The organism is Pseudarthrobacter sp. NPDC058362 (assembly GCF_042723515.1).
Taxonomy (GTDB): domain Bacteria; phylum Actinomycetota; class Actinomycetes; order Actinomycetales; family Micrococcaceae; genus Arthrobacter.
Window position 1 is genome coordinate 549,625 of sequence record NZ_JBHXIW010000002.1, and the last position, 14,850, is coordinate 564,474.

The 14,850-nt window shown below is 67.5% G+C and carries 15 protein-coding genes; 13 read left to right on the forward strand and 2 right to left on the reverse strand.

The features are described from left to right. Positions 1 to 9 precede the first annotated feature (9 nt). Both ACFWIX_RS07030 and ACFWIX_RS07035 read right to left on the reverse strand, forming a co-directional pair. Positions 10 to 267, reverse strand: a complete 258-nt coding sequence (locus ACFWIX_RS07030) for an acyl-CoA carboxylase subunit epsilon (RefSeq protein ID WP_377215396.1) — start codon at positions 265 to 267, stop codon at positions 10 to 12. Further along, on the reverse strand, positions 264 to 1,847 hold the full coding sequence (locus tag ACFWIX_RS07035) for an acyl-CoA carboxylase subunit beta (RefSeq protein WP_377215397.1): 1,584 nt from the start codon (positions 1,845 to 1,847) through the stop codon (positions 264 to 266). The genes ACFWIX_RS07030 and ACFWIX_RS07035 overlap by 4 nt, the downstream gene beginning before the upstream one ends. Before the next feature lie 222 nt (positions 1,848 to 2,069). On the opposite strand from ACFWIX_RS07035, the gene ACFWIX_RS07040 reads away from it, so the two are divergent. The 13 genes from ACFWIX_RS07040 to gatB all read left to right on the forward strand — a co-directional run bounded on the left by ACFWIX_RS07040 (position 2,070) and on the right by gatB (position 14,685). After that, positions 2,070 to 2,954 carry an SDR family oxidoreductase gene (locus ACFWIX_RS07040; RefSeq protein ID WP_377215398.1) on the forward strand — a complete coding sequence of 295 codons (885 nt, stop codon included), beginning with the start codon at positions 2,070 to 2,072 and terminating at the stop codon, positions 2,952 to 2,954. 75 nt (positions 2,955 to 3,029) lie between these two features. Next, a complete protein-coding gene (locus tag ACFWIX_RS07045; RefSeq protein WP_377215399.1) occupies positions 3,030 to 3,935 on the forward strand; it encodes a biotin--[acetyl-CoA-carboxylase] ligase in 906 nt (301 codons plus the stop codon). Beyond that, positions 3,928 to 4,554 carry a PH domain-containing protein gene (locus ACFWIX_RS07050; RefSeq protein WP_377215400.1) on the forward strand — a complete coding sequence of 209 codons (627 nt, stop codon included), beginning with the start codon at positions 3,928 to 3,930 and terminating at the stop codon, positions 4,552 to 4,554. The genes ACFWIX_RS07045 and ACFWIX_RS07050 overlap by 8 nt, the downstream gene beginning before the upstream one ends. After that, on the forward strand, positions 4,551 to 5,645 hold the full coding sequence (locus ACFWIX_RS07055) for an adenylate/guanylate cyclase domain-containing protein (protein WP_377215401.1): 1,095 nt from the start codon (positions 4,551 to 4,553) through the stop codon (positions 5,643 to 5,645). Before ACFWIX_RS07050 ends, ACFWIX_RS07055 begins: the two co-directional genes overlap by 4 nt. A gap of 31 nt (positions 5,646 to 5,676) precedes the next feature. After that, positions 5,677 to 6,453, forward strand: a complete 777-nt coding sequence (locus ACFWIX_RS07060; RefSeq protein ID WP_377215402.1) for a PP2C family protein-serine/threonine phosphatase — start codon at positions 5,677 to 5,679, stop codon at positions 6,451 to 6,453. A gap of 85 nt (positions 6,454 to 6,538) precedes the next feature. After that, a complete protein-coding gene (locus ACFWIX_RS07065) occupies positions 6,539 to 7,093 on the forward strand; it encodes a hypothetical protein (RefSeq protein ID WP_377215403.1) in 555 nt (184 codons plus the stop codon). 60 nt (positions 7,094 to 7,153) lie between these two features. Next, complete coding sequence (gene ligA / locus ACFWIX_RS07070) at positions 7,154 to 9,418, forward strand: NAD-dependent DNA ligase LigA (RefSeq protein ID WP_377215514.1); 2,265 nt, start codon at positions 7,154 to 7,156, stop codon at positions 9,416 to 9,418. Continuing rightward, positions 9,415 to 10,224, forward strand: a complete 810-nt coding sequence (locus ACFWIX_RS07075) for an inositol monophosphatase family protein (RefSeq protein WP_377215404.1) — start codon at positions 9,415 to 9,417, stop codon at positions 10,222 to 10,224. Before ligA ends, ACFWIX_RS07075 begins: the two co-directional genes overlap by 4 nt. Positions 10,225 to 10,305: 81 nt before the next feature. Then, the gene (locus tag ACFWIX_RS07080) at positions 10,306 to 10,818 is read left to right on the forward strand and encodes a GNAT family N-acetyltransferase (RefSeq protein WP_377215405.1); all 513 of its coding nucleotides are present in this window, start codon (positions 10,306 to 10,308) and stop codon (positions 10,816 to 10,818) included. A gap of 38 nt (positions 10,819 to 10,856) precedes the next feature. Then, positions 10,857 to 11,234 carry a RidA family protein gene (locus ACFWIX_RS07085; RefSeq protein ID WP_377215406.1) on the forward strand — a complete coding sequence of 126 codons (378 nt, stop codon included), beginning with the start codon at positions 10,857 to 10,859 and terminating at the stop codon, positions 11,232 to 11,234. A gap of 72 nt (positions 11,235 to 11,306) precedes the next feature. After that, entirely contained in the window at positions 11,307 to 11,603 is a 297-nt protein-coding gene (gatC, locus tag ACFWIX_RS07090; RefSeq protein WP_377215407.1) for an Asp-tRNA(Asn)/Glu-tRNA(Gln) amidotransferase subunit GatC, read from the forward strand. 2 nt (positions 11,604 to 11,605) lie between these two features. Beyond that, positions 11,606 to 13,177 carry an Asp-tRNA(Asn)/Glu-tRNA(Gln) amidotransferase subunit GatA gene (gene gatA, locus ACFWIX_RS07095; protein ID WP_377215408.1) on the forward strand — a complete coding sequence of 524 codons (1,572 nt, stop codon included), beginning with the start codon at positions 11,606 to 11,608 and terminating at the stop codon, positions 13,175 to 13,177. Next, a complete protein-coding gene (gene gatB, locus ACFWIX_RS07100) occupies positions 13,177 to 14,685 on the forward strand; it encodes an Asp-tRNA(Asn)/Glu-tRNA(Gln) amidotransferase subunit GatB (protein ID WP_377215409.1) in 1,509 nt (502 codons plus the stop codon). Before gatA ends, gatB begins: the two co-directional genes overlap by 1 nt. Positions 14,686 to 14,850: the final 165 nt, after the last annotated feature.

The window sequence follows — 14,850 nt, forward strand, 5'->3', positions numbered from 1 at the left end:
AGTCGAACGTCAGCCCCTGCTGCGCTTCCACGCCCCGGGGCCGGGGGTGGGCGCCAGACGCAGCTGTTGCCGCCGCACCCAGTGGCGGACGCTGGGGCGGACGGTGCCGGCGCTTTCGCTTCCGCCCACGGAAAGTACGACGGCGGTCAGCGCAGCGAGCTCTTCGGCCGTAGGTTGTCCCTTGACCACGGAAAGCAGCGGCGCTTCGGGTGCCTGTTCTCCGTTTGCCTGGGCGTCGAATGCCTGGTCTTCCTTGGGATCCGTCACAGCGGAATGTTCCCGTGCTTCTTGGCGGGAAGGCTGGCGCGCTTGTCCCGCAGGGCCCGGAGCCCGCGGATAATCTGCACCCGGGTCTCGGAGGGCGCGATAACGGCATCCACGTATCCCAGCTGCGCTGCCTGGTAGGGGTTGAGGAGTTCCTCTTCGTACTGGCGGATCATTTCCGCGCGGCGGGCCTCGACGTCGCCGCCGGCCTCGGCCACGGCGGCGATGTCGCGGCGGTACAGGATGTTCACCGCGCCCTGGGCACCCATCACACCGATCTGCGCCGTCGGCCATGCCAGGTTCAGGTCCGCGCCGAGCTTCTTGGAGCCCATGACGATGTACGCGCCGCCGTACGCCTTGCGCGTGATGACGGTGAGTTTGGGGACGGTAGCTTCGGCGTACGCGTAGAGCAGCTTGGCTCCGCGGCGGATGATGCCCTGGAACTCCTGGTCCTTGCCGGGCAGGAATCCGGGCACGTCCACCAGGGTGATGATGGGGATGTTGAATGCGTCGCAGTGGCGGACAAAGCGGGCCGCCTTTTCCGAAGCGGCGATGTCCAGGGTTCCGGCGAATTGCAGCGGCTGGTTCGCGACGATGCCCACGGTGTGGCCCTCCACCCGGCCGTAGCCGATCATCACGTTCGGCGCGTAGAGAGCCTGCATCTCCAGGAAGTGCCCGTCGTCCACGATCTGCTCCACCACGCTGCGCATGTCATACGGCTGGTTGGCGGAGTCCGGGATCAGCGTGTCCAGGACGAGGTCGTCATCGTCGACCTCAAGCTCCTGGTGGTGCTCCAGCACCGGCGCCTCGGAGAGGTTGTTGGAGGGCAGGAAGTCCAGCAGTTCGCGGACGAAGTCGATGGCGTCCGTTTCATCCGAGGCGAGGTAGCTGGAGGTCCCGGTGGTGGCGTTGTGCTGCCGGGCGCCGCCCAAGGTCTCCATGTCCACGTCTTCACCGGTGACGGTCTTGATGACGTCGGGGCCCGTGATGAACATGTGTGAAGTCTTGTCCACCATCACCACGTAATCGGTCAGGGCGGGGGAGTAGGCCGCACCGCCTGCGGAGGGGCCCATAATCAGCGAGATCTGCGGCACCACGCCTGACGCGTGCACGTTATTGCGGAAGATGTCCGCGAACATGGCGAGGGAGGCGACGCCTTCCTGGATGCGGGCGCCGCCGCCGTCCAGGATTCCGACGACGGGGCAGCCGTTGCGGAGCGCAAATTCCTGAACCTTGACGATCTTCTCGCCGTTGACCTGGCTCAGCGAGCCGCCGTAGACGGAGAAGTCCTGGCTGTAGACCGCCACCAGGCGGCCGTCAACGGTGCCGTACCCGGAAACGAGGCCATCGCCGAGCGGTTTCTTCTTCTCCATGCCGAAGGCCGTGGAACGGTGTACGGCGAGGGCGTCGAATTCAACAAAGGAGTCCTCATCCAGCAGCAGGGCGATTCGCTCCCGGGCGGTGTTCTTCCCTCGCGCATGCTGCTTTTCGATGGCCTCGGGGCCGGAGGGCTGCTCTGCACGGGCCTGGCGGTCGCGGAAATCGGCGATCTTTCCCGCTGTCGTTGTCAGATCGTGGCTCATGGATATCTCCGGCTCTGTAGCAGTTGGTTCTGTGGCGCTGTCTTTGCTGGCGGACCGTGGCTGCCGGACCTTAAGTAGCTTCCACACAAAAAACGGACCCTGCTGGCTAGTCTAGTGACGCATCCTGCCCCTGCAGCTGTAGGGAACCTACAATTTTCAGTCGTGCCCTCAGCCGCAACGTAATGTTACTGGTCAGTAACTTAGTTGGGTTACAGTGTTCCCATGACTTCGAGCAACGACGCTTTGACGGCCGCCGGCAGCCCCTATCAGGCCAGCGGATCCCTGCAGGGCCGGACCCTCCTCATTTCCGGCGGAAGCCGCGGCATTGGCTTGGCCATCGCGGAACGGGCGGCGCAGGACGGGGCCAACATCGTCCTGATGGCCAAAACCGGCGAACCCCATCCCCGGTTGGCGGGCACCGTATATACGGCAGCCGAACAGATCACCGCAGCCGGCGGAGCGGCGCTTCCGCTGGTGGGCGACGTCCGGCGGGACGAGGACGTGGCGCGCGCCGTTGACTCGGCCGTGGAGCGGTTCGGCGGCATCGACGCCGTCATCAATAACGCTTCCGCGATCGACCTCTCCACGACGGAGGCGATCGACATGAAAAAGTACGACCTTATGCAGGACATCAACGTCCGGGGCACCTTCCTGCTGTCCAAGCTGGCATTGCCGGCTCTGCGACAGTCCCCGCACGGCCACATCCTTACGCTCTCACCGCCGCTGAACCTTGATCCGGCCTGGGCCGGCCGGCACCTGGCCTACACGATGGCGAAGTACGGCATGAGCCTGACCACCCTGGGCCTCGCCGAGGAACTCGCGGCAGACGGGATCGCCGTCAACTCCCTGTGGCCGTGCACCCTGATCGACACCGCCGCCATCCGTAACATGCCGCGCGGGGAGGACATGGTGCAGGCCGCGCGCGGTCCCCGGATCATGGCGGACGCCGCGCATGCCATCCTGACCGGGTCGCTGGGCGAAGGGCGGGCGGCGAGCGGGAACTTTTATACGGACGAGGAGGTGCTGCGCGCAGCCGGAGTGGCGGATTTCGGTCCCTACAGCCTGGGTGCGCCGGAGGACCAGCTTGTCCCGGACATTTTCCTCTAGGCCGCCATTGGAAGGGCGCGCCTCCACCCGGTTATCCTGCGGGCTCCGGCCGGTCCGTGTCGATAGGATCTAGTCATGGACGACGCACGCACCCAAGGCACCCCCCTGGACAGGACGGAACTGGCAGACCAGCGTTTCCTGTTGGCGGCCGGAATTCCCCGGCTGGACGTAGTGGACTCCACCGGCTCCACCAATGCGGACCTGCTGCGGGCGGTGGCATCCGATCCTGCCGCCTGGACGGACCTCTCCGTCCTCACCGCCGAGTACCAGACAGCGGCACGCGGCCGCCTGGAACGGCACTGGGAAGCGCCGCCGCTCAGCTCAGTCTCCGTCTCCGTCGTCCTGCGCCCCGTCAACGCGGAGGGCAGGCCCCTCCCCACGGACACCTATTCATGGCTGTCCCTGATCGCCGCCGTGGCGCTGCGTGAAACCCTCCTCGAAACCGCAGGGATCCCCGCTGAACTGAAATGGCCCAATGACGTCCTGGTCCGCGGCCGGAAAATCGCGGGCATCCTCGCCCAGCTGGCTCCCATGGTGGACGGATCCGTGCCTGTGGTGCTGGGGACTGGGCTGAACGTGACGCTCCGGGAGGAGGACCTGCCGGTGCCCACGGCCACGTCCGTTGTCCTGGAATCGCCCCGCACCGTGAACCGCACGGAGCTGCTTAAGAGCTACCTTTCCCATTTCGCCTCGCTTTACCGGAGTTTCTGCAACGCCGACGGCGACCCTGCGGCAGGGCTCGCGGGGGGCCCTTCACTGCACAAGCGCGTCGAATCGGTGATGGCCACCCTGGGCAAGCAGGTCCGTGCGCAGCTGCCGGGCGACCACGAAATCATCGGGCACGCCACCCGGCTGGACGAGTTCGGGTCCCTCCTCGTGGTGGACCGGGACGGCCGTGAGCATGTGGTCACGGCCGGCGACGTGGTCCACCTCCGGCCGTGGACGCCGCCGGACAGTTCCGGCCAGGACGGTTATGCGTAAACACCTGGTCCCGGGCGAGCAGGTGATTGTCACCACCCGTCCGCAGCCACGGAAACTTGCCGGCGCCGTCGTTGTTTTTATCCTTGCACCCGCCATGTCCGCGTTCACCGCGGCCTGGGTGATCCGCGGGGAGGCTGTGCGGCTGGTGCCCGCCCTCCGTCAGGAATGGACGCCTTGGCTCGTGGCCGCCCTTGCCGCCGCCGTCCTGGCGGCCTGGCTGGGCTATTGCCTGCCGCGGCTCCTGCGCTGGCACGGAACCCGCTACATCCTCACCAGCCGCCGCCTCCTGGCCCGCTCAGGAATGCTGCGCCGCAGCGAACACCAGGTGAACCTCGCCTCCGTGCGTAACCTCACCGTCCATGAAACGCTGCTGCAGCGACTGCTGCGAAGCGGGAATATATCCTTGGAAACCGGATACCAGGACACCATGACCCTGCCGGACGTGCCGGAGGCGGCTCGGTTCCGGGACTTCATCCTCGACGCCATCGCGGAGCTCCCTGCGGACACCCGGGAGTCCGGGCCGGAAGCGGCGCAATTCGGCGGCACGGAACCGGAGGATGGCGGAACAGGCAGTGGCGGAGCAGGCAGTAGAGGAAACGGGAGAAGGTGGACGGTATGAACGGTGAGCACGCAGAGGAGACCGTCGAACCTGCCGCGCCCGAGGCCATGTCCGCCGAGCGGCTGGCAGCCAAGGCCCTCGAATCCCGCTTGCTGGGCGGCGAACGCAAGCTCCGCCGGCGTGAAGTTGCAGCCGGCGCCGGGCTCTCCCTGCTGTCCGCGCGCAAGCTGTGGCGCGCCCTCGGCTTCCCCAACTTCGGCGACGACGACGTTGCCTTCACCGAACGCGACCAGTCGGCGCTCTCGACCGTGGTGGACCTGGTCCGCTCCGGGAAGCTGACGGAAGAGGCCGCCATCTCAATCACCCGGTCAATCGGCCAGATGACGGACCGGATGGTGGTGTGGCAAATCGAGGCCCTGGTGGAAGACATGGTCCATGAACAGGGCGTGACGGACGCGGTGGCCCGCAAACGGCTGGTCAACGAACTGCCCGCACTGGTCGATGCCCTTGAGGAAATGCTCGTCTACTCCTGGCGCCGGCAGCTGAACGCAGGCATCCAAAGACTGGCCGTCCGGGCTGAAGCCGGACTCCGCGCCAGCGAGGAAGGCCGCGAAGGCGATGAGGATGACGCCCCGCTGCCGCTCGCGCGCGCCGTGGGCTTCGCGGACCTGGTCTCCTATACCAGCCTCTCCCGCCGGATGAACGAGAAAACGCTGGCCCGGCTGGTCCAGCGGTTCGAGAACAAGTGCGCCGAGATCATCTCCGTGGGCGGCGGCAGGCTGGTCAAGACAGTGGGAGACGAAGTCCTCTACATTGCCGAAACACCGGCGGCCGGAGCGGAGATCTCGCTGGCGCTGGCGCAGGCTTTCACTGACGACGAGATCCTCCCCGAGGCCCGCGTGGCGATGGTGTGGGGCCGCATCCTGTCCCGCCTTGGCGATATCTACGGCCCCACCGTCAACCTGGCAGCCCGCCTCACCTCCCTGGCGGACCCCGGAACGGTCCTGATCGACTCCATGACCGCCTCCGCACTGGAACACGACGAGCGCTTCGTGATGGAGCCGCGTCCCCCGGAGAACGTGCGCGGCTTCGGCGAGATCAGGCCGGTGCGGCTGACACGCGGACTGGGTAAGGGCCTGGTGGTGGACTAGGCCGGGTGCCTGTCCTAACGTGATGACGGATATGAACGCACAACCAAACCAGGCCGCGGGCACCACCGCAGGCACCCGGCTCGCCCTCACCTGCGGCCACGGCACGGACCGGGGACACCGCCGGGCGCTCAATGAGGATTCCTACCTTGCCCGCGAACCGGTTTTCGCAGTGGCCGACGGCATGGGGGGCCATGAAGCCGGGGAGGTGGCCAGCGGCCTTTGCGTTCAGTCGCTGGCGGCGATTCCCCAGGTCGAAACCGGGGAGCGGAGCCTCACGGCGCCCGCCCTCCAGGCCCACCTGCTCCGGGCGGACGCTGCAATCCGCGGCGCCACCGGATCCCGCGCTGGAACCACGCTCTCCGGTGCCGTCTTGGTGGAGCAACTGGGCCGGACCTATTGGCTCGTGATGAACGTGGGGGATTCCCGCACGTACCGGTTCAGTCACGGCCACCTGGAACAGCTGAGCGTGGACCACTCGCTGGTTCAGGAACTCGTGGACGACGGAGAGATCAGCGCCGAGGAAGCCGCCAGCCATCCGCAGCGGCATGTGGTCACCCGTGCCCTGGGGACCGGCGAGGACAACGAAGCCGACTTCTGGCTGGTGCCTGCGGAAGCAGGCGACAGGGTCCTGGTCTGCTCCGACGGGTTGACAGGCGAACTGGCCGACCGGAGCATCGCCCGCATCCTCGACACGGTGGCCGATCCGCAGGACGCAGCCATGGAATTGATCCATGCCGCGCTGGACCACGGCGGCCGGGACAACGTCACCGTGATCGTGGTGGATACGAGGGCTGCGGGCGCTGCCTGATTTGCGGCCCTCCGGGAGGTATAGCAGACTACCGGTTGGACCAGAAAGCCGCGGGTGGGGGGACTGCGCGCATCGAAAGGTAGCAATGACCCCCTCCCAATCGGCACTCCGCGCCATGTCCGCTTCGGCCTCGGCCGCGGTCCTGGCGCTCTCGGTGAGCCTCTCGGCAGGCGGTGTGGCGGCGGCTGATTCGCCGGACGCCACTACATCCCCGGACTGCGGAGAATCCTGCCTGGGAACGGAATCCCGGCCCGGTGAGGGACGCGGCAAGAACAAGGAGACGCCCGGCCCGCCGGCACCTGCAGAGCCCGCACCCCCGGAAGCCCCGGCTCCGCAAGGCCCTGAGGTGGATCCCGTCCCTGCCACCCCGGCAACGGTGCCTGCCCCGCCCCCGGCAACGGCGGCACCGGCGAAGACGGCTACGCCCTCGCCTTCACATCCGGGTTCGGCGGAACCGTCCACGGAGTCCAACTGGGACACCCCCTACACGCGGTCCGCCCGCCCCACAGAGGCCAAGCTGTCCCGCGTTGGCGGGTCCGGCGGGCCTGACCCGCTGAACATCACCGCCGGCGGCATGCTCGTGGGAATCAGCGCCGCCGCCTTCGCCTGGTACGGCAGGAACCGGGTGCGGGCGCACTGAGCGACCCTCCCGGCGGTAAGGCAAGATAGGTCTGTGAGCACAGGACCAGGCCCCGCAGAATTGACCGACACCAGGACCGACGGACAGGACAGCCAGGAGTCGACTCCCGCCGGTTCGATTCGCGGGGAGTACGAGAACCTGGTGGACTTGGTCCGCAAATACCGGTTTGCGTACTACCAGGAAGACTCACCCCTTGTCTCGGACGCCGAGTTCGACGCGCTCTTCCGCCGCCTGGAGGAAATCGAGGCGCTGCACCCCGAGCTGGTGGCCAACGACTCACCGACCCAGGAAGTCGGCGGCGAAGTCTCGGCGGCCTTCGCCGCGGTGGAGCACCTGCAGCGGATGTACAGCCTCGAGGACGTCTTCTCCCTCGATGAGCTCGAAGCCTGGCTTGCCAAGGCCCGGGCCAGCATCGCCAGGCTGGGTGACGGCGCCGCCGCAACCGCCTGGCTGACCGAACTCAAGATCGACGGACTCGCGGTCAACCTCCTCTACCGTGACGGGAAACTGGTCCGGGCCGCCACCCGGGGAGACGGCACCACCGGCGAAGACATCACCCACAACGTCCTCACCATCAAGGAGATCCCGCAGCAGCTCACGGGTTCCGGCTTTCCGGCGGAGATGGAAGTCCGCGGCGAGGTCTTCATCCCGTCCAAGGCCTTCGCGGAGTTCAACGCCGCGCTCATCGAGGCGGGCAAGGCGCCGCTGGCGAACCCGCGCAACGCCGCTGCCGGCTCGCTGAGGCAAAAGGACCCGGCGGAAACGGCCAAGCGGCCGCTGAAGATGTTCGTCCACGGCATCGGCGCCCGGGAAGGCCTGGAGGCCAGGAGCCAGTCCGAAACCTATGCGTTGATGAAGTCATGGGGCCTGCCGGTCAGCCCCTACTACGAGGTCCTGGACGGGCTGGACGAGGTGCTGGAGTTCATCCGGAAATATGGCGAGCAGCGCCACAAACTGCTCCACGAGATCGACGGCATCGTGGTCAAGGCGGACACCTTCGCCACCCAGCGCGGCCTGGGCTACACCAGCCGTGTTCCGCGCTGGGCAGTCGCCTACAAGTACCCGCCCGAGGAAGTGCACACCAAGCTGCTGGACATCGCAGTGAACGTGGGACGCACCGGCCGGGTCACCCCCTACGGCATCATGGAGCCCGTCAAGGTGGCCGGGTCCACCGTGGAGATGGCCACGCTCCACAACCAGGACGTGGTGCAGGCCAAAGGTGTGAAGATCGGCGATATCGTGGTGCTCCGCAAAGCCGGTGATGTCATCCCGGAAATCGTGGGACCCGTCCTGGCGCTTCGGGACCAGCAGGACCCGCCGGTCCGCGACTTCGTGATGCCCACCGAATGCCCCTCCTGCGGCACGCCGCTCAAGCCGGCCAAGGAGGGGGACGTGGACATCCGCTGCCCCAATGCCAGGTCCTGCCCGTCGCAGCTGCGAGAGCGGGTCTTCCACCTTGCGGGCCGCGGGGCGTTCGACATCGAGGCACTCGGCTGGGAAGCGGCCATCGCGCTGACGCAGCCTGCTGAACCGGAAGTGCCACCGCTGACTTCCGAGGCCAACCTCTTCGACCTCACCCCCGAGTCCCTCGCCGAGGTCCGGATCCGGCGGGAAAAGCGGAGCAAGGGCATGTCCACCGGGGAGTTCGAACTTGTGCCGTACTTCTACAGCAAAGGCACGGCCAAGTCCCCGTCCAAGCCCACGGCCACCACCCAAAAACTGTTCAAGGAGCTGGACAAGGCCAAGTCCCAGCCGCTGTGGCGGGTGTTGGTGGCGCTGTCCATCCGGCACGTCGGCCCGCGTGCCTCGCGGGCACTGGCCACCGAATTCGGAACCATGGACGCCATCCGGCAGGCATCGGAGGAGGAACTGGCGGGCGTGGACGGTGTCGGCCCCACCATCGCCGCGGCCCTCAAGGAGTGGTTCGCGGAGGACTGGCACCGGGAGATCGTGGACCGCTGGGCGGCCGCCGGTGTCCGGATGGCAGATGAACGCGACGAATCCACCCCCCGGACGCTGGAAGGCGTCACCGTGGTGGTCACCGGCTCCCTTCCCAACTTCAGCCGGGACGAGGCCAAGGAAGCCATCCTGGTCCGCGGCGGCAAGGCGTCGGGCTCGGTCTCTAAGAAAACCGACTACCTGGTGGCCGGCGAAAGCGCGGGCACCAAGCTGGACAAGGCCGAGCAGTTGGGCATTCCCGTCCTGGACGAGGAGGGCTTCCGGAAACTGCTCGACGGCGGACCGGCGGCACTGGGGGGCGGGGCAGTCACGCCGGATCCGGATGTGCCGGAAGAAGCGGCCGACACCGCGGAGGATCAGGCGTGACCGCCGCGGACGAACTCCTTGCCGTTGCCAGGGCAGCAGCCGCAGCGGGCGCCGAAGTACTCGTCGGGCGCACCGCCGACGCCCTTGCGCCGAGCAACAAGGGCGCGGCAGGGGACTGGGTGACCGCCTTCGACGTCGCGGCCGAGGACGCCGTCCGGGGCGTCATCACCGCGGCCCGCCCGGGCGACAGCATCACCGGCGAGGAACACGGCACCACGCGCCCCGCCGATCCCAGCGGCTACCGCTGGTCCATCGACCCGCTGGACGGCACCACCAACTTCATCCGAAACATCGTCTACTACGCCACCTCGGTGGCAGTGGCCGGTCCGGACGGTACGTGGCTGGCCGGCGTCGTCCACGCCCCTGCCCTCGGCCGGATCTACCACGCGGTGCGCGGGGAGGGCGCATGGCTTGAGGAAGGCGGCCGGCTGACCCGGCTGGAGGGTCCGGTGCCCGGGCGGACCGGACAGATCCTGGCCACCGGCTTCAGCTACGATCCGGCCGTCCGGTCGCAGCAGGCAGCAGCGTTTGCGGAACTGGCCGAAGGCTTCGCCGACGTGCGGCGGCTGGGCTCGGCCGCCCTCGACCTGTGCATGGTGGCGGACGGCACGCACGACGCCTACGGCGAGCGGGGACTCAATGAACACGACTTCGCCGCCGGTGCCCTGATCGCCGAGGAGGCCGGCTGCTGGGTGCGCCGGCCGCGGCTGGCCAGCCCGCTGGACGGCGGCCCGTCGGACCAGGAACGCCTGGACGCCTGGACGTGCGCCGCGGGGCTGGAGCTTTCGGGCAGGTTTCCGCTCTGACCCGGCGCGGGGAGTGATAGTTCAGTCACGGAAAATGCCCTCCGGCGCCTCTGCGGCTGCGCCCGCCACTACCATTGACGGGTGCAGCCGCAGATAACCATCCGTCCCGCCGTCGAGGCAGATTACGACGACGTCGCCCGCATCACGCGCGACGCCTACCTCGCTGCGGGGTACTTCGATGACGCGGACCACCCGTACATGCGCAAGATCCAGGACGTCGCCCTGCGCGCCGGTGAGGCCACCATTTGGGTTGCCGAGCGTGACGGCGCCGTCGTGGGGTCTGTGACGCTGGCTGTGGCCGGAGAACCTTATGCGGACATCGCGCTGCATGATGAACTCGAATTCCGCATGCTCGTCGTGGACCCCGCCGTCCAGCGCAGCGGCGCCGGACGGGCCCTGCTGGAAGCGATCATCGCGCACGCCCGGGCGCTTCCGGGGATTCGCGCCGTGGCACTGACCACCGGCGAAAGCTGGCTTAGTGCGCACGGCCTCTACCGGGCCACCGGCTTCCGCCGGATCCCCGAGCGTGACTGGCTGGTCCCGGGGACCGACATAAAGCTGCTGGTTTACCGGCTGGACGTGCACCAGCCCTAAAGTGGTGCCGACCCGTTCCGGCTTTGAAAGGCTCCACCATGCGCAAAACCTTCGGCACCGGCTCCGTCTGGGAACAGACCCTCGGCTATTCCCGGGCCGTCCAGGTGGACAATACCCTCTACATTTCGGCTACGGCGGCCAGCGGCGAGGACGGGATAGTGGGCGAGGATTTCTACACCCAGACCCGTTACATCCTGGAGAAGCTTGGCACCGTCCTCTCCGACGCAGGCTTCGGCTACGGTGACGTGGTCCAGTCCAAGCTGTACCTGACGGACATCAGCAAATGGGAGGAAGCCGGCCGGGCACACGGCGAGGTCTTTGGCGAGATCCGCCCCACGCTCTCCCTGGTCCACGTGCTGCCGTTCCTTGACCCGAAGATGCTGGTGGAAATCGAGTTGGTGGCCCAGAAGGGCTGACCCACGCGGGGCACCGGCCGTTTCCCCACTAGACTGGATCGGAAAACAATCCGTACTTTGCAGGGGAGATCCATGGCTGCGATCAACCGTGACGATGTTGCGCATCTCGCGCGGCTCGCTCACATCGAGATGAGTGACCAAGAGCTGGACAGGATGGCCGGGGAGCTGGCCGTCATCGTGGATTCGGTGAAGTCCGTCAGCCAGGCCGCCGGGGACGACGTCCCGGCCACGTCCCACCCGATCCCGCTGGCCAATGTGTTCCGCGAGGACGTTGTGGGCCACACCTTCACGGCCGAGCAGGCATTGTCCGGCGCGCCGGATTCCGAAGACAACCGTTTCAAGGTCCCGGCAATCCTGGATGAGGCATAACCATGACTGAACTGAACACCGCCGACTCCCTGATCCGGCTTTCCGCCGCGGAACTGGCCGCAAAGCTCGCCGCCGGCGAGGTCACCTCCGTCGCCGTCACCCAGGCCTGCCTGGACCGCATCGCCGCCGTGGACGGCGGCGAACGCGGCGTCAACGCGTTCCTGCATGTCAACGCCGAAGAAGCGCTGGCCGTCGCCGCCGAAGTGGATGCCATCCGCGCCGCGGGAGGCGCCGAAGCTGAGGCCCTGCATGTCCTGGCCGGCGTGCCCGTCGCCGTCAAGGACCTGATCGTCACCGTGGGCCAGCCCACCACTGCCGGCTCGAAGATCCTCGAAGGCTGGCACAGCCCCTACGACGCCACGGTCGTGGAGCGGCTGCGCGCGGCCAGGATGCCGATCCTGGGCAAGACCAACCTGGATGAGTTCGCCATGGGCTCCTCCACCGAGCACTCGGCCTACGGACCCACGCGAAACCCATGGGACCTGGACCGCATCCCGGGCGGATCCGGCGGCGGGTCCGCTGCCGCCGTCGCCGCGTTTGAGGCCCCGCTGGCACTGGGCACGGACACCGGCGGCTCCATCCGCCAGCCCGGCGCCGTCACCGGCACCGTGGGCGTCAAGCCCACCTACGGCAGCGTGTCCCGCTACGGCGCCATCGCCATGGCATCCTCGCTGGACCAGATCGGTCCTGTCACCCGCACCGTCCTGGACTCGGCACTGCTGCACCAGGTGATCGGCGGCCATGACCCCCGCGACTCCACTTCCCTGCCCGACCCGCTGGCGGACCTCGTAGCCGCGGCGAAGACCGGCAACGTCGAGGGCCTGCGCGTGGGCATCATCAAGGAACTGCACGGCGAGGGCTACCAGGCCGGTGTCGAAAACCGCTTCAAGGAAGCCCTGGAGCTGCTCAAGGACGCCGGCGCCGAGATCGTGGAGGTCTCCTGCCCCAACTTCCAGTACGCGCTGGGCGCGTACTACCTGATCATGCCGTCCGAGGCGTCCTCCAACCTGGCCAAGTTCGACGGCGTCAGGTACGGCCTGCGCGTCCTGCCCGAGGACGGTCCCATGACCATCGAACGCGTCATGGGTGCCACCCGTGCCGCAGGCTTCGGCGACGAGGTCAAGCGCCGCATCATCCTGGGCACCTACGCGCTGTCCGCCGGCTACTACGACGCGTACTACGGCTCCGCGCAGAAGGTCCGCACCCTGGTTCAGCGCGACTTTGACGCCGCCTTCACGGTCGCCGACGTCCTGATTTCGCCCACGGCGCCCACTACCGCGTTCCGCCTGGGCGAAAAGCTCGACGACCCGCTGGCCATGTACCTCAACGACGTGGCAACCATCCCGGCAAACCTCGCCGGTGTCCCGGGACTATCACTGCCAGGCGGCCTGGCGGATGAGGACGGGCTGCCCGTCGGCATCCAGCTGCTGGCCCCCGCCCGCGAGGACGCCCGCCTGTACCGCGTCGGCGCGGTGCTGGAATCACTGCTCGAGGAAAAATGGGGCGGCCCGCTGCTGGCACAGGCCCCCGAACTTGCCGGCTCCCCGGCCCTCGAAACCCAGGAGGCAAAATAATGATCACCGAGGAAATCCTGAGCTTCGAAGAGGCCATGGAGAAATACGATCCCGTCCTGGGGTTCGAGGTCCACGTGGAGCTCAACACCAACACCAAGATGTTCTCCTCCGCTCCGAACGTCTTTGGCGATGAACCCAACACCAACGTCAACGAGGTGGACCTCGGCATGCCGGGCGTCCTGCCCGTGGTGAACAAGACCGCTGTCGAGTCCTCCATCAAGATCGGCCTGGCGCTGAACTGCAAGATCGCGGAGAGCTGCCGCTTCGCCCGGAAGAACTACTTCTACCCGGACACTCCCAAGAACTTCCAGACCTCCCAGTACGACGAACCCATCGCGTACGACGGCTACCTGGACGTCGAACTCGAAGACGGCACCGTGTTCCGCGTGGAGATCGAGCGCGCCCACATGGAAGAGGACGCCGGCAAGCTGACCCACATGGGCGGTGCCACCGGCCGCATCCACGGGGCGGAGTTCTCGCTGGTCGATTACAACCGCGCCGGCGTGCCGCTGGTGGAAATCGTCACCAAGCCGATCGAGGGGGCAGGCTCCCGTGCCCCGGAACTGGCCAAGGCGTACGTGGCCGCCATCCGTGAAATCGTGAAGAACCTGGGCGTCTCGGATGCCCGGATGGAACGCGGCAACGTGCGGTGCGACGCGAACGTTTCGCTCCGCCCGCACGGGCGCGAACGCTTTGGCATCCGATCCGAAACGAAGAACGTCAACTCGCTGCGCGCCGTCGAACACGCCGTCCGCTACGAGATCCAGCGCCACGCCGCCGTCCTGGATGCCGGCAACCCCGTGGTGCAGGAAACCCGCCACTGGCACGAGGACACCCGCACCACCACCTCGGGCCGGCCGAAGTCCGACGCCGACGACTACCGCTATTTCCCCGAGCCGGACCTCGTTCCTGTGGTTGCGTCGCGGGAATGGGTCGAGGAACTGCGCGCCACGCTGCCCGAGCCTCCGGCCGAGCGCCGCAAGCGGCTGAAGGCCGACTGGGGCTACTCGGACCTGGAATTCCGGGACGTGGTGAATGCCGGCGTCCTGGACGAGATCGAGGAGACCATTGCCGCCGGTGCCAGCGCGTCCGTTGCGCGCAAGTGGTGGATGGGCGAAATCGTGGGCCGTGCCAAGGCAGCAGACGTGGATCCGGGCCAGCTTGGCGTCCAGCCCCGCACCATCGTGGAGCTCAACCGCATGGTGGAAGACGGCAAGATCAACAACAAGATGGCGTCCCAGGTGCTGGACGGCGTCCTCGCCGGCGAAGGCACCCCGGCGGACATCGTGGAGCAGCGCGGCCTCGCCGTGGTGTCCGATGACGGTCCGCTGCTGGAAGCCATCGACGCCGCGCTTGCCGCGCAGCCCGACGTCGCCGACAAGATTCGCGGCGGCAAGGTCCAGGCCATCGGCGCCATCGTGGGCGGGGTCATGAAGGCCACCCGCGGCCAGGCCGACGCCGGCCGGGTCCGCGAGCTCATCCTCGAGAAGCTGGGCGTCTCAGCCTAGCCCTCCACCCCAACTGGGTAGCGCTAAGTGTCGTTTTGAGCGTCCATAACGACACTTAGCGCTACCCAGTTGCGCTTTAAGTACTCAGGTGGCCGCCGCCAAAAGTACCCGTATGCAGTGGTGTCCTGCAGCCCTACACTTGACCCCACGGGGCCGCGGCAGCGG